Source organism: Mycobacterium sp. (genome assembly GCF_965229265.1).
Lineage (GTDB): Bacteria > Actinomycetota > Actinomycetes > Mycobacteriales > Mycobacteriaceae > Mycobacterium.
In genome coordinates this window covers 837,432-852,878 of the sequence record NZ_CBDDIY010000012.1, presented here as the reverse complement: position 1 = coordinate 852,878, position 15,447 = coordinate 837,432, and the positions used below count along the sequence as shown (strand labels likewise).

Genomic DNA, 15,447 nt, shown 5'->3' with positions numbered 1-15,447 from the left:
CGTGTCGCGGGGCCTGGCGGCGCTGGTCGACATGGTGGTCGTCATCGTCACGATGGGCGCCCTCTATCTGGGGTTGGTCCTGACCACGTTGATGCTCAACCCGGCGGGCTTCCGGTTCCCGGCCCTCACCGTGATCTTCTCCTCCGCGGTGACGTTCGTGGTCGCCGTGCTGTATCTGACGGTGTGCTGGACGCTGTCGGGTCGCACGGTGGGCGCGGTCTTGCTCGGAGTCCGGGTCACGGGCCGGCGGGCCGAACCGCTGCGGGTTGCTGTCGCGCTGTTGCGGGCGGTGGCCTGCGTGCTCTTTCCGATCGGTCTGCTCTGGGTGGGGGTGGACCGTCAGCGGCGCTCAGTGCAGGACATCGTGCTGGGCAGCCGCGTCGTCTACGATCGCCCGGCCCCTGGCGCTCCGGTTCGATAAACGACACCTTCGCGCCTTAAGATGCCCCAATGCCGTTAGCCGACGGCCAGGTTGTTGCTGGTTACACCATCTTGAGGACGCTCGGGGCGGGCGGAATGGGCGAGGTCTACCTCGTTCAGCATCCCCGGCTGCCCCGGTATGACGCGCTCAAAGTGCTGGGCTCCGCCGTCAGCAGCGATGACGAATACCGCCAGCGGTTCGGGCTCGAGGCCGACATGGTGGCCACCCTGTCGCACCCGCACATCGTCACTATCTACGACCGCGGTGAGTTCGAGGACAAACTGTGGATCGCGATGGAGTACATCGACGGCACCGACGCCTCCCATCTGCTCGCCGAGCGGTACCCGTACGGGATGCCGCCCGACGAGGTGGTGCGGATCATCACCGGGGTAGCCCAGGCGCTCGACTACGCCCACGGCCGCGGCCTGCTGCATCGCGACATCAAACCGGCCAACATCCTGCTCGGCGTTCCCGGCTCGGGAGACGAGCGGGTCATGCTGGCGGACTTCGGGATCGCCCGGTGGATGGGCCAGGCCAGCGGGCTGACCGGAACCAACATGACCGTCGGCACGGTGGCGTACGCCGCGCCCGAGCAACTCAAGGGCGAGGACATCGACGGTCACGCCGATCAGTACGCACTGGCTGCGACCGCGTATCACCTGTTGACCGGCATGCCGCCGTTCCAGCACACCAATCCGGCGATCGTGATCAGCCAGCACCTGAGCTCCGAGCCGCCCGCTATCGGGTCGAAGCGGCCCGAATTGGCCGGACTGGCGCCGATTTTCGCTAAGGCACTGGCCAAGGATGCCGGCGACCGCTACCCGCGTTGTGTCGACTTCGCGCGGGATTTGGAGCGTGGACTGGGATCGGCTGAACGTCAGTGTGGCGCGGTCGGGGTGACGACGGCCGCGCCGGCCGCGGGGCGGTCGAAGAAGACGGCAGGCGCCCGTCATGCCAAGCCGGAGTCCGGGTCGTCGCGCCGCCGACGGTTGTTGATTCCGGCGATCCTGGGCGCCGTTGTCGTCGTGGCGGGTGCGGCCGCCGGGCTGTCGCTGCTGTTCGGGCACCGCGACGTGCGCACCACCGCCACCGCCGAGGTGCCGCATGCCTCGCCGCCACCGCCGGCGGTCGCCGGCCGGATGGACCTTCCCGTCGTGGTGATCGGCGCCAACTGCGCGGTGATGGGAGCGGCCGCGGTCAGCGAGGCCGGTGCGCCCGCCTACTGCGCGCACGCCAACCCCGGGGCCCAGACCACCGTATGGTCACTGCAGCCCGAGCAGTTACTCAGCGATTCGCAGTCCGCGGCAGCCCATCCCTAATCGCGCTCATCACAGCGGGATCCACTGGCCCAGGAACCAGAAGCCCCAGCCCTGGCCGTTACCGGCCGGCATCGGCTGGACCTGCTGGCCGTTGTAGTCGAACGGCTGGTGGTCTTGGCGGCCCTGGTCGATGCCGCGCTGCTGCCAGCCGCCGGGACCGTTGCCCGGACCGTTGTTCGGACCATTGCCGGGTCCGTTGTTCGGACCCTGCTGGCACGTCGGAGCATTCGGCCCACCGCACGGCTGGCCAGGATCGGCGCTCGCGGTGCCGATACCGAGGCCGAACAGTCCGGCAGCGCCCACGCCGACCGCCGCTGTCGAGGCGTACACCAGGCGTTTGAGGTTCATCGTCATCTCCGTTTCGTTGCTTGGGCAATCCCGCGATGCGGGAAGTTCGTCCAGTAGCAACGCTATGAAGCTCTGATTTGTGCGCGCTGTGCGGCGAGTGGGCGCGGACTGAGCATTCGGTAACAGAGTGAAAACAGTTCTCATTCAACGCCTTTGACGACCAGGGCGTTAGGTGCGCTCTTTCGGCAGCGTCTGACCGCGGAAGAAGGCCGGGGACCGCAGGTTCCACACGATCATGAGCACCGCGCCGACGGCCAACCCGAGCACTCCGACCACGAACGCGGTGCCGATGCCCAGGATCGATCCTCCCGACCCGGTATCGGGATCAGCCATCTGGTAGGCCTCGACGATGCCCACCGGAATCAGGATCAGCGCCCCGATGGCGGGCAGTACCACCTGTCCCATGGCGGTGCGCCAGGAGCGAAAAGCGGTGCGCCAGAAGTAGACCACCGAGGAGATCGCCACCACGGAGTAGTAGGCCATGATGGCGATCCCGACGCTGTACACCGAATCCTCGACGACACTGTCGCTGATCAGGTCCAGGGTGCAATAGATCGCCAGGCTGGTCAGCCCGATCACCCAGGTCGCGTACTTGGGGGACTGGCTGACGGCGTCGACCGAGGCGAACCGGCTCGGCAGCGCCTTGTAGGTCGCCATCGACAGCAACCCGCGAGCCGTCGGCATGACGGTGGACATCGTCGCCGAGAACGCCGACAGCCCGACCACCAGTGCCGCGACCAGAGCGCCCCGCTCGCCTATCGACTGCCCGGCCAGCGTGGTGAAGACGTCGTCGATGTTGTCCGGGTTGGTCAGGCTCGTCGCGCTGCTTTCGTCGATCCCCGCGTAGGCCAGTGCCGCCACGCTGAAGATCACGTAGGTGGCGACGGTGATCAGGATCGCGGTCACCCCACTGCGGCCGGCCTGCGCCGAGGTCCCCGACGTCTCCTCGGACATCGCCAGCGAGGCGTCGAAACCCCAGAAGATGAAGATCGCCACCAGGAAGCCGCCCAGTAGGCCGCTGAAGTCGCGGATGGCGAACGGGTTGAACCATTCCCAGGAGACCGACACCGCGGTCGGGCTCTGCTGCCCGCGGAAGACCGCGATCAGCATGATGACCGCGAACAGGGCCAACCCGCCGTACTGAACGATCGTCAGGATGAGAGTGGTGCGCGAGGATTCCTCGGCGCCGCGGGCTACCAGCCAGGTTGTCATCAGGATGAACGCGGTGGCCACGATCAGGTCGAACCACACCGGCGATTCGTCCATCCCGAGCAATACCGCGGCGGCGTTGGTCAGGATCCCGGCGGCGCCCACGCCGGCCAGGATGCTCGACAGCATCAGCGCGAAGCCGCCCATCCAGCCGATGTGCGTGCTGATGGCTTTCGACCCCCAGGTGAACACGGTGCCGGCATCTGGGGCGGCGTCGGTGAGGTGCTTGTAGGCCAGCGCCACGAAGTACATCGGGATGACGGCGAGCACGAAGACGATCGGCAGTTGGTAACCGGACTCGGCCGCGCCGTGCCCCAGCGCGCCGGTCAGCGAATAGGCCGGTGCGGTGGCCGCCAAACCGATCGCGACCGCGCCGACGAGGGACACCGATCCCTTCTTGAGTCCCTTTGCCCGGAGGCCGTGCATCAAGGGGTCGATGATCGCCGCGTCGTCAGCCATCAGCGGATTCTGTCACAGCAAACGTCACAGGGGCGGATCTACGGCTTGATTCGGATCGGGCCTGGCTTCCACAGTCCACTCCGGGTGCCCGTGGCCAGGTCGATTTGCGCGGGCTGGGCCTCCACGATGCTGTCGAACCTGCGCAGCGAGCCCCAGTCGCGGCCCCAGTCATGGGACAGGTACGTCGACATCACCTGGGCGCGCAGCAAAAGGTCGGTAATGCCGAGCAGGCCACCGTTGCGGCCGTCCTCCCAGGTGTCGGTGTCCTGCTTCTTGGCGGTGTAGTCCGGGGTGATCCGGAACTTCGGCACTTCGGTGACACCGTTGGCGTGCAGCATCGGCTGCTGGCACGGGAATGCCAGGCCCACCGCCCAGTCCATCAGTACCGGTTGGGTGGAGCCGACGTACTCCTGTACCGACCGCAGCTCGGGGACCCGGGGCGGGGTGACCGCGAGCCAGTCACCCGGCGTGAGGGAGCGGTCGGTGGCCACGATCCGCACCACGGTGGCGTCGGCGGGTATCTCCGAGCGGGCGAAGCGCAGATTGCGCCAGGACGGCGCGGGTCCTAGATCGTAGGGACTGACCCGGCCCGCCGGCACCGGAGCGCCGTCGGGTCCGGGCTTGGCGTACTCCAGCTCCACGGCCTGGCCGTCGGTGTAGCCGTTGAGCACGCTGCGCCCGGCGATGGTGCCCGCGGCGGTGACGACCACCAGCGGGTGACCGTCGTCCTGCGGCGGCAGTTGGTACCACGCCGAGTTGAGGATCGCTTCCTGCTGCGGGCCCGCGGCATAGCTGCCGGCCAGCGCAACGCGGTTCGGGTCCAGGCCGTAGGGCAGCGGAACCGTCGAGCCGTTGACGCCGGGGGCGTCGAGCTTGATCGGTTGATCCCAGTCGTAGTCGGTGCCCGGCTGCGGGTTGGTCATCCGAATCGCTTCGGCGACAATGTGTTCCGGCAGGCCATTCGGGGTGAAGCCGACGGGGTTGGTACCGCCCAACGGCCCCAGGGGGCCGTAGTCGCCGGGCAGTGGGGTGAGGAATCCGGCGTTGGAATCCGGCTCGACCAGCACGTCGTCGGCCAGCCCGCACCCGCCGGAGAACGACCGGAGGTTGGCCCAGGCATTGGAATAGGTCGGGTACTGACGCACCACGCCGGCGGCCATCGAGGCGACGAAGACCAGCACCATGAAGCCGGCTGCCAGTGGGATCGGTGCGGCGGTGACCGCGCGGGCGAAGCGGCCTTCGCCGTGGTCGCGGCTGTTGAAGTGCAGCCAGACCGTGTAGATCGCCGACAGGGCAAAGAGCGCGAAAAACAGTGTGCTGACGGTTATTCCAGCGATGCGGGGCATCGCGTTGTTGAACGGCACGCCATAGCTGGAGACGTACCACCAGCCGTTGGTGGTGGCGAAGCACAGCGCGAGCACGAAGCACACCGCGGTGACGACGGCCATCCGGTTGCGCGACCAGCGCAGCACCGTGCGGGAGACCAGGACGGTGGCCAGCGCCGCCATTGCCGCGCCCACGGCGGCGAACAGGCCGAAGTGGTGCACCCACTTGGTGGGGGTGAACATCAGGAAGAACATCGTCGCGAAGATCACGCCCATCAACCGCCACGCCGGTCCACGGGCGACGCCCGGGATGCGCTTGCGGCGCAGGATGATGAACATCGAGGTGAACAGCGACAGCGCGGTGATGAAGAAACCGAACCGCCGCGACAGCGAGCCGTCCACCGTCGGCAGGAACAGGTAGTAGTAGCGCAGGTTCTCGGTGTACCAGGCCTGGCTCGGTCCGATGTCGGTGCGAATCCTGGTCGCCTCCAACACCGTTGCCAGCGTCTGGTCGGCGAAGACGACGGTCAGGATGATGGTGCCCGCCGCCAGCAGCGGGGCCACCAGCGGCCAGGTGCCCACCACGGCGCGCCGGCGCACCAGGATCCGCAGGATCGGGCGGCCGCCGGCGAGCAGTGCCGCCACCGCGATCAGTCCGGTGGGCTGGATGCCCAGGGTGAACGCGGCGCTGATGATGGCCAACGCGGCGGGGGTGAGTCGCCCCGAGATGATGGCCCGCTCGATGAGCACGTAGGTGATCAGCGCGCCGGTGGCGATCTGGCCCTCCGGGCGCAGGCCGTTGTTGAACGGCATCCACGCCGCCATCAGCACCAGCCCGGCGGCCCACAGCGCGGGCCGGCTGGCGACGACGGCCGGCCCCAGCCGCGGCAGCACCTCGCGGGACAGCAGCAGCCAGCACACCAGGGCACAGATCAAGTCCGGCAGGCGCATCCAGATACTGGCGTCGCTGACGTGGGTCATCAGCGCCAGCACGTTGTAGAACCAGCCGAACGGATCCTCGGGGCTGCCGAACCAGCGGAAGTAGTTCGACATGTAGCCGGCGTGGTCGGCGACGCGGGCCATCTGCAGGATGTAGCCGTCGTCGGAGGAGTTGGCGCCCATCACATGCCAGATCAGGAAGCCGGCCACCACGGTGACGTCGACGGCGGTGAACGTCCGCCAGCGCTGCGGGATCCAGCTGTGCATGCGGTGCCCGTCGAGCCGGTCCAGCCGCCACAGCGCCACCACGGCGATCACCGTGGCGGCCATCGCCAGCAGCATCGCGGCGAGCTTCAAAGCCGTTGGCTTGGTGGAGAACCGGGTGTCGATCGTCGCCGAGACGCTCAGTCCGGGCGGTGCGGGTCCGGTCAGGTCGGTGAACACCCCGACGATCGCGGGACGCAGGTTCGGGTCGGCGAATCCGCTGCGCAGTTCCTTGCCGGTGGCCGGATCGGTGTCACTCCCCGAGTCGCTTCGCTCCTGCCCGCCGAGCCCGACAAACGTGGCGAACGTCCCGTCGGTGTTCGAGGTGATCTCGATCCGCGAGCACCCGCCGATGCGGGACCGCGGCACGCTGGCCACCACGACATTGCGGTCGGTGATGTCGACACGCTGCGCGCTGACGGTGACGAACAGCGAATTCAGCGCCGCCTCTTTGCCTTTCTTCGGCGCCAGCCCCAGCACCAGGCCGCCCTCGGGTGGCATGGACCGGATCACCTCGCAGGGCACGGTCGCGGTCAACGACACCGGCGCCTGGGAGATCAGCGGTGCCGTCACATTGCTGAACTGGCCACCCTGCGGCCAGTTCAGCGTCGCGGTGGTCTGCACCACCGGCAGCAGCGGCGTCAACACCGACAGCACGAAGCCGAGCAGGCCGGCGACGGTGGCCACCCAGCGGGTGATGGTCACGTCGCGGGCCGAATCGCGGTCATTGGCCGCGAGCGTCTGTGTCATGGCCCCTTTCATGGCAAGGCCCGGATCGGTCCGCTACGGCTCCACCCGAACACGGTCGTGGAGCCCTGGTCGATGACGGCGTCGGGTGCCTGCGTGGGCGGCACCAGGCGGATGTACCGCTCGATGGCACCCCAGTCGCGATACCAGTCGCCGCGCAGGTAGGTCGGCACCGTCGACGTCGTCAGCAGTCCCTGGATGAACAGGAACGGACCGCCGGCGCGGGCGGATAGCCACATGTTGCTTGACACCACCACCTGCTTGAGGTTGGGAAGGATCCGGTACTCGGGCAGCTCGGCGACGCCGAGATGCTCCGAGAACGGGCGCTGGCATGGGAAATTCGCGGCGGTGGCGATGTCCATCATCACCGGAGTCTGCGACCCCAGGAACTGCTGGGCGGTCTCCAGCACCGGCACCCGCGGCGGGGTGAAGCCGAACCACTGGTCGGTGCTCAGGTTCGGGTCGTCGGCGACGATACGCGCCACGTTGGCCTCCGGCGGCGCCCAGGCGAGCGGGAACCGCAGGTTACGCCAAGCCTTTTGGGCGATGACGTCGATGGGCTGCACGGAGTTGAGCGCCTGGAAGCTGCCGTCCGGGCGCTGCACGCCCCACTGCAGTTTGAGTGACTGGCCGTAGTTGAACTGGCCCTCTTCGTCGTAGAACCAGATCGCCCCGGCGGCCGCGACGGTGACCAGCGGGCGGTCCGGGGTCCGCGGGGGCAGCTGGTACCAGGCCGAGGTGGCCTTGGCCGCAACGGTGTTCTCGCCGGAGCTGCCCATCACCGGCGTGGTCTTGGGGTCGAGGCCGAACGGCAGGAACACCCGCGAGCCGTTCACCCCGACCGGCCCGTAGCCGCCGCCGGTGCCCGCCGCATAGGCGATGCCGACGTTGGGCTTGTTGGGGGAGCCGTCGGAGTTGACGGTTCCGGGGTTGGCCACGAACGGTTCGGCCGGCTCGAGGGTGTCGTTGATGCCGTTGGGGGTGAAGCCGATCGGGTTCTCCCCGCCCAGCGGGCCGTACTGGCCCCACTTCTGGCCCGGAACCGGTTGCAGCATCCCGGCATTGGGGTCGGGCTCGACGAGGACGTCGTCGGCCATCGCGCAGCTGGCCGAGGACAGGCCTGACGTCAGCGCCGACACGTTGGCCTTGGCGGTCGTGTAGACGGGATAGCGCTGGACGAAGGCCTTGGTCATCGAGCCGACCTCGAGCAGCACCATGATGACCGCTACCACCAGCAGCGGTGTGGAGGCCAGCACTCGGTTGCGCCGGGTGTTCTTGACCTCGGTGTGCCCGGTGTAGTCCATCCGGAAGTGCAGCCAGCCGGCCAGCAGGCCGGTCAGGATGGCCAGCGCGAGGAACATCGTGGTCACCGGCTGGTGGGCGATCACCGGCTGGCGGTCGAACCAGGGCACGCCGTAGTTGCCGACATAGAACCACCCGTTGATACCCGAGGTCGCCCACGCCAGCACGAACAGCAGTGCAGTCACCCACAGCGCGAGGTTGCGCCGGTTGTGCAGTCCCACCCGGGCGAACGCGAAGGCCGTCACCCCGCCGAGCGCGCCGGCCAGGCCGGCGAATGCGCCGAACTGAACAGCCCACTTGGTGGGGGTGAAGGTGAGCAGCAGCAGGCCGATCGCGGTGCTGCCGATCAGCCGCCACACCGGTCCTCCTGAGACCCCGGGCACCCGGCCGCGGCGCAGCAGCACCGCCAGCATGCCGAACAGGCATAGCAGCATGACCAGAACCGCGAAGCGACGGGTGAGCGAGCTTTCGACGTTGTCTTCGACGGTCAGGAAGTAGTAGCGCAGGAAATCCTGGTACCAGGCGATCGTCGGGCCGACGACGTATTTGATGCGGGCCGACTCGGCGACGGTGGCCAGGGTCTGGTCGCGGAAGACGACCACGAAGATGACCGACAGCGACGCCGCCAGCGCTGCCAGCGGCGCCAGCAGGCCGTCGGTGGCGCGGCGGGCCCGGATCACCCCGGCAATGGCCCGCGCACCCACGAGAAGCGGCGCGATGGCGATCAGCCCTTGCGGGGCCAGGGTCACGCTGAACGCCGCGATGATGATCGCGACGGCAGCCGGGACCAGCCGGCGGGTGCTGATGGCGTTCTCCACCAGGATCCAGGCCGCCAGGGCGCCGAAGGCGATCAGGGGCTCGGGGCGCAGCCCGTTGTTGAACGGCAGCCAGGCCGCGAGGAACACCGCACCGGCCGTCCAGACCGCAACGCGGTTGTTCGCCAGCCGCCGGCCCAGCCGCGGCAGGACACAGCGGCTCAGAATCAGCCAGGTGGCGATGCCGGCGGCGGTGGCGGGCAGCCGCATCCACACCCCGGCGGTGCTGATCGCGGCGAGCTGGGCGAGCACCGACTGATACCAGTCGAAGGGTGCCTCGGTCGCGCCGAAGAAGCGGAAGTAATTCGCGGTATAGCCGGCCTCCCCGGACACCCGGGCGATCGTGAGGTTGTAGCCGTCGTCGGAGGAAATCGCGCCGACGACATGCCACAACAGAAGGGTGCCGATCACGCCGACGTCGGCCAGCCAGGTCGACACCCCGACGCGCAGGAAGCGTCGCCATGCCCCCTGAAGGCGCCGACCGGAATTCCGGTCCAGCACCGCCAACGCGATCAGCGAGGCCACCACGCAGACGACGCCCAGGACCATCACCGCGATCTTGAGGGCGGTCGGGTTGGTGATGAAGCGGGTGTCGATGTCCACCCGGGCCGACAGGCCAGGTTGGGCAGGCACTCTCAGATCGGTAAAGATCCCCGCGACCTGCGGCTTCTTCTCGGGCGCGAGGGTGCCCGTCGCGCCGGGGATGCCGGCGAAGTCGGCACCGACACCGCCGGGCCCGGCCCAGATGTGCAGGTCGCTGCAGGCGCCCGCCGCGATCGCCGGACGCGGCGCGACCGCGGCCACGGTGTCGCGGAAGGCGACGACGACGGTGGCGTTGTTGGCCCGGACGAACAGCCCGTTGCGGCTGGCGTCGATCCCGGCCGGCGGAATCGTCGAGAACACCAGGCCGCCGTCGGCGGGCAGCGTCGCGATCGCTGCGCAGGGGATCGAGACGTCGAGCGACTGTGGGGCGCCCGAGACCAGGGGTGCGGTGACGTCGCTGACCATGCCGTCGGCGCCGGGCGCCTGCGGCCACTGAATGGCGGCCGTGGTCTGTGTGACCGGCAGCAGCGGCACCAGCGCGCACAGCAGCACGCCCAGGATTCCTGCGACGACGGCGACCAGCCGCGCGATCCGGGGCGAGTCCGCTCTGTCGCTGGGCACGAGGCTCGATGGTAGGCGACGAAGTTGAGTCGGCTCGGAAGGCCTGCGGGCGGTACCGCGATTCGAGACGGGATTGCCGCCGGGATTGGTTACGTCGGTCGCAGGGGGGCCGGGCTCCAGAGGCCGCTACGAGTGGCCGTGCCGAGGTCCAGGCGGGCGGGCTGTGCGTTCGGATAGAACGGGTTGAGCCGCTGCAGGGCGCCCCAGTCGCGGAACCAGTTGTCCTTGAGGTAGGTCGGCACCGTGGTCGCGCGGTACAGCAGCTCGCTGATGCCCAGCGGTCCGCCGCCGATGTTGTCCATGACCGGGGAGTTGGCCTCCGCGCCGAACCGGTCCGGCAGGATCCGCCACTTCGGCGGTTCGATGACGCCGTACTGGTGGCCGAAGGGCCGCTGGCATGGGAACGCCAGGCCGACCAGCCAGTCCAGCAGCACCGGATCCTGGGAGCCGACGACCTCCTGCAAGGTGCGCAGCTTCGGGATGCGCGGCGGGGTCACCGCAATCCAGTGCTGGGGGGCCAGGTCGTCGTCGATGGCCACGATGCGGATCTGGGTGGCGGTGCGGGGGATCGCGGCCAGCGGGGCCCGCAGGTTGCGCCACGCCGGTGCCGCACCGATGTCGGCGAAGCCGATCGAGCCGGCGGGCTTGCCCTCGGCGGCCTGTTGGTCGGTCGCCCACTGCACCCGCACCTCACCCTGGTCGAACCGACCAGCGGCGGATACGACCAGCAGCGGCGAGGAGGTCCAATCGGCCGGCAGCCGGTACCACGCCGAGCGCAGCTGAGCGGGCTGCTGCACACCCGAGCGCCAGCTGCCCATCACCGGCGTTTGCGCCGGGTCGAGCCCGTAGGGCAGTCGGGCGCGAGACCCGTTGACGCCGCCCGCGGCGGTCGTGCCGCCCTCGGTGCCGGCCTCGCTGCTGGTGGCCACGCCGTCGTCGTTGCCGGCCAGGCTGCCGCCGCCCGGTGGCTCCATCACCGGGTCGGCCGAGATATCGGCGGGCACCCCGCTCGGGGTGAACGCCTCGGCGGTCACCGCTCCGAGTGCGCCCCCGACAGGCACCCCGATGGGGGCGAGCATGCCGGCGTTGGGGTTCTCTTCGACCAGGACGTCGTCGGCCAGCCCGCACGTCTTGCCGGTCAGCGCCTGCAGGTTCGACCGGCCGACCGACCAGGCTGGCCATTGGTCGGTCATGCCCAGCGTCAGCGACAGCACCTCGAACACGACCAGCAGCCAGGCCACGACCGCCAACGGCGACCCGACCAGGCCGGACCACCACCGGCGCTGGTCGCCGGGCCCGTCGTCGCGTCCGGAGAAGTGGAACCACGCGGCGAGCAGCAGGGCCAGCAGCGTCAGCCCGAGCAGCATCGTGGTGAAACCGAAGTGCCACTCCGGGAACTGGTTCGACCACGGGACACCGAAGTTGGAGACATACCACCAGCCGTTGACGCTGGCGAACGACAGGGCGGTGATGAACAGCACCACTGCGGCGAACATCGCCCGGTTTCGCCGGGATCGCAGAACGTGCGCCGTCACCGCGACGGCGGCCAGCGCACCCAGCGATCCGGCCAGGCCGGCGAAGACGCCGAAGTGGTGGGTCCATTTGGTCGGGGTGAACATCATCGCGATGAACGAGATGATGGTGATCCCGATGATGCGACGGCTGGGGCCGGCCGCGGTGCCCGGGATGTGCCCGCGGCGCAGGATCATCGCCACCGACACCGCCAGTGCGACGAGCAGAGCCAGCACCGCGAACCGGCGCGCGACCGACCCGTCCGGGCTGGCCATGAACAGGCGTTCGTAGCGGATGTGCTCGTCGAACCAGCTCAGGCTGGGTCCGACGGCGGACTTGAGCATGTTGGCCTGGACCTCGCCGACCAGGGTTTGGTCGCGGAAGATCAGGATGATCGTGACGGTCGCGGCGGCCAGGATGGGCGCCAGCAGGGGCAGCAGCCCGAACTGGCGGGAACGGCGGTGCAGGATCGTGCGCAGTGGCCCGATGGCCACCAGCAGGGCGCCGATCGAGGCGATTCCGGTCGGGCCGGAGAACAGGGTCAGCGCGCCGACGATGCACGCGAAGGCGACCGGCAGCAGGCGGCTGGTGGCGACGCCGCGCTCTACGCAGATCCAGGTCAGCAGGATGCCGATCGCGATGATCGGTTCGGGCCGCAGGCCGTTGTTCAGCGGCAGCCAGAACGCCAGGAACATGCCTGCCGCCGTCCATGCCGCCGCGGGGGTGGTCTTGACGGCGTGGCCGAGCCGGGGGATGACCTCGCGGCTGATGATCCACCAGCACGCGAGCGCCATCACCAGCGTCGGAAGTCGCATCCAGACGCTCGCGGTCGACACGTGGGCCCACAGCGCCAGCAGGTCGTAGTACCAGCCGAACGGGGCTTCGGGGGTGCCAAACCAGCGGTAGTAGTTGGCCATGTAGCCGGCGTGTTCGGATACCCGGGCCATGGTCAGGATGTAGCCGTCGTCGGAGGTGTTGGCGCCGACGAAATGCCACCACACCAGGACCGCCAGCACCACCCCGTCCAGCGCGCTCACCGACCACCACCGCGGCGGCAGGAATCGCCGATGCCGCACTCCATCGGCGGTGTCCATGATGTGCAGGGCGATGAGCGCGGCGATGGTCAGGACCACGCCGAGCACCATCGCCACCATCTTCAGCGCCGTCGGCGCACTGCTGTAGCGGGTGTCGATGGTGGCCGATAGGCGCAGTCCTTCGGGGGCGGGCCCGGACAGGTCGGTGAAGACGCCCACGATCTGGGGGCGGAAGTCGTAGCCGCTGCGCTCACCCTTCAGCGGCGCGCCCGGGTCGTCGCTGTCGGGCCCCTGGGTGAGGCCGACGAATTCGGCGGTCACCCGATCGGCGTGCGCGGTGAACGTCAGTCGTTGGCAGGCCGGGCTGAGCACCTGGGACAGTGGGGCCACCACGACCGGGGTATTGCGGACGACGACGACCAGGTCCTTGTCGGTGCGCTGGATCAGCAGGCCGCGGTCGACGGCTTTGGGTGCCTGTTTGGGCACCGTCGACAGCAGGACCGTCTTGCCGGGGCCGTCGAGTCCGGCCGCCGCACTGCACGGCACGCTGGTCGTCAGATCGGTTGCCACGTAACTGATCAGCGGCGCCGTGACGCTGCTGAGAACGCCGTTTTGCGGCCAGTTCAGCTCCGCGGTGGTCTGTTTGACCGGCAGGAACGGGGTCAGGATCGCCAGTGCCGCGCCCAGCAGGCCGGCGACGACGGCGACGATACGGGCGATCCGGTAGTTCGCCCGCGTCTGCTCCACGGAGCTAGATGGTAATTGGCCTGCCGTCACTGGCTGTTCCGGATGGCCACGACGAAGGGCCCGATGGTCGTGACGGTGAAGTGCGGGCCGGTGAACAGATTGGCGTCGAGGTCGACGGTGTAGCGCCGCACGTTGGGCTGGTTGGGGTAGACGTCTTGGGCCAGCCGCAGGGTGTAGGTGTCGTTGGCACCGCGGCGCATCACGAACACCGTCGGTGGCGGCCATGGCAGCGCATCGAGCGCCTTGACCAGCTGGTCGGCGTTCTTCAGGTCGGCCCAGGATTCGATGGCGGCGGCCCGCTTGTCGAACTGGGCCAGTGGGTTGGCGTAGTGCGACGTCAGGCCCTGGAACCCGTAATAGGGGTAGTACGACAGGAAGCTGTAGTCGGTGGTCATTACGACGGTCTGCTCCCGCGGTTTACCGGTGGCGTGCCGGATGGCGGCGTCGACCTCGGGGTAGTACTTCTCGGCGCCGGGTGGGCGGCGGTCGCCGCGCTGGCCGTAGCCGTCGGTGTCGGTGTAGGCGACCGTCAGATCCGGGCGCAAGACGTCGGGGATGTCCTGGCTGAACCCGATCGCCCCGATGAGTCCGATCGCGGCGGCCACCGGGATGACCTTGCGGTTGGTGCGGGCAGCGATTGCCAGCGCGACCTCGATGAAGCCGAACACCCCGGCAGCGGACAGCAGCACGGTCAGCGTCGGCTGTAGCCGGAAGGACAGCAGCGTGGTGCCGGCCAGGGTGGTCAGCATCGACAGTAACGACCAGGCGTACACCGACAGCACCCCGATGCCCAGGGCCGCGGCCCTCGTTGAAGAGCGGGCCCGCCAGACCAGCCACAGTGCGCCGAGCATGCACAGCGCCCCGAGCAGCGAGAACTGCAGCATCGGGAACGTCAGCACTGCGCCGTCGGCGGGCAGGTAGTGGTTTGCGCTGCCGGTGCCGCTGAGTGGCCCGCGGGTCGCCCGCAGCAGGAACGGCAGCCAGGTGATCAGCGCGACGGCCACGGCGAGCACGCCGATCACCGTCAGACGGAGCAGCGGTTCGAGGCTGCGCCGTGCGATCGCGACGATGACGGCCATCACGACGAGGGTGAACGCGGTGTAGGCCAGCAGCAGCGTGTAGAAGGTGGCGGCGATGCCGAGGAACAGGCCGACGCCGATGACGGCGGCCCAGCCGCCTCGGCGCTCCCCGCCGCGCAGTCCCGACCACGCGAGCACCAGCACCGGCGGGATCAGGACGGTGATCATCGCGGCGTAGGGCTCCGGTGAGCCGTAGGCGATCGTGACCGCCGCGGTGGCGGTGGTGACGATCAGTGCGTATTCGAAGCGGACCAAAGCCGACCACAGCACCATCGCCAGCACCACCGCGATCGCGATGGACGTGATCGCCCACGGCTTGAACATCTCCCAGGCGGGGGTGCCGGTGAGGGCGGCGGCCCGCCCGCCGATCCAGAACCAACCCGGCGGGTAGAACGGCGGCAGACCCGAATAGGTCATGTCGTGCAGCGCCGGGCTCGCGGTGAGTCGGGTGAGGTATTCGGTCCGGAACTGCTGGTCCACCGAGATACCGAACAGGTAGAGCCGGGTCGCGCCCAGTGGCATCCCCAGCGTGACCACCGTGAAGGCGGACAGCACTGCCGAGGCAGCTAGCCGGGCGGCCCACTTCCGGCCCCGGCGCCACAGGAATCCCGTGCCCAGCAGCACAACCAGGCAGCCGACCTGGCCGACGGTGGTCAACGCGTGCAGCTGGTTGGACGACGGGTAGGCGGGCCATTGGACGCGGGATATCGCAATCAACGCGACGACCGAGATCGTCACGGCTACCGCGACTGCCGCGATCATC

8 protein-coding genes are annotated in these 15,447 nt (G+C 69.0%); 2 read left to right on the top strand and 6 right to left on the bottom strand.

Annotated elements, in window-relative coordinates; all coding sequences use genetic code 11:
* The first annotated feature begins 1 nt into the window (after nucleotide 1).
* Together ADBZ9K_RS21865 and ADBZ9K_RS21860 are read left to right on the top strand one after the other, a co-directional pair.
* Nucleotides 2-421 carry an RDD family protein gene (locus ADBZ9K_RS21865; protein WP_526624103.1) on the top strand — a complete coding sequence of 140 codons (420 nt, stop codon included), beginning with the start codon at nucleotides 2-4 and terminating at the stop codon, nucleotides 419-421.
* Nucleotides 422-450: 29 nt separating this feature from the next.
* Nucleotides 451-1,740, top strand: coding sequence for a serine/threonine-protein kinase (locus tag ADBZ9K_RS21860; protein ID WP_526624102.1), 1,290 nt, complete (start codon nucleotides 451-453; stop codon nucleotides 1,738-1,740).
* Between the two features lie 9 nt (nucleotides 1,741-1,749).
* Here the strand turns inward: ADBZ9K_RS21860 and ADBZ9K_RS21855 are convergent, their stop codons facing one another.
* From ADBZ9K_RS21855 to ADBZ9K_RS21830, 6 genes are all read right to left on the bottom strand, one after another.
* Nucleotides 1,750-2,088 (bottom strand): hypothetical protein, encoded by a 339-nt coding sequence (locus tag ADBZ9K_RS21855; protein WP_526624100.1) that lies wholly within the window; start codon nucleotides 2,086-2,088, stop codon nucleotides 1,750-1,752.
* Nucleotides 2,089-2,256: 168 nt separating this feature from the next.
* Entirely contained in the window at nucleotides 2,257-3,756 is a 1,500-nt protein-coding gene (locus tag ADBZ9K_RS21850) for an amino acid permease (RefSeq protein WP_526624098.1), read from the bottom strand.
* A 38-nt stretch (nucleotides 3,757-3,794) separates the two neighbouring features.
* Entirely contained in the window at nucleotides 3,795-7,034 is a 3,240-nt protein-coding gene (locus tag ADBZ9K_RS21845; protein ID WP_526624097.1) for an arabinosyltransferase domain-containing protein, read from the bottom strand.
* A gap of 8 nt (nucleotides 7,035-7,042) precedes the next feature.
* Nucleotides 7,043-10,312, bottom strand: coding sequence for an arabinosyltransferase domain-containing protein (locus tag ADBZ9K_RS21840; RefSeq protein ID WP_526624095.1), 3,270 nt, complete (start codon nucleotides 10,310-10,312; stop codon nucleotides 7,043-7,045).
* An 89-nt stretch (nucleotides 10,313-10,401) separates the two neighbouring features.
* Nucleotides 10,402-13,635, bottom strand: a complete 3,234-nt coding sequence (locus ADBZ9K_RS21835; protein WP_526624093.1) for an arabinosyltransferase domain-containing protein — start codon at nucleotides 13,633-13,635, stop codon at nucleotides 10,402-10,404.
* Nucleotides 13,632-15,446 (bottom strand): arabinofuranosyltransferase, encoded by a 1,815-nt coding sequence (locus ADBZ9K_RS21830; RefSeq protein WP_526624314.1) that lies wholly within the window; start codon nucleotides 15,444-15,446, stop codon nucleotides 13,632-13,634. The genes ADBZ9K_RS21835 and ADBZ9K_RS21830 overlap by 4 nt, the downstream gene beginning before the upstream one ends.
* Nucleotide 15,447 lies beyond the last annotated feature (1 nt).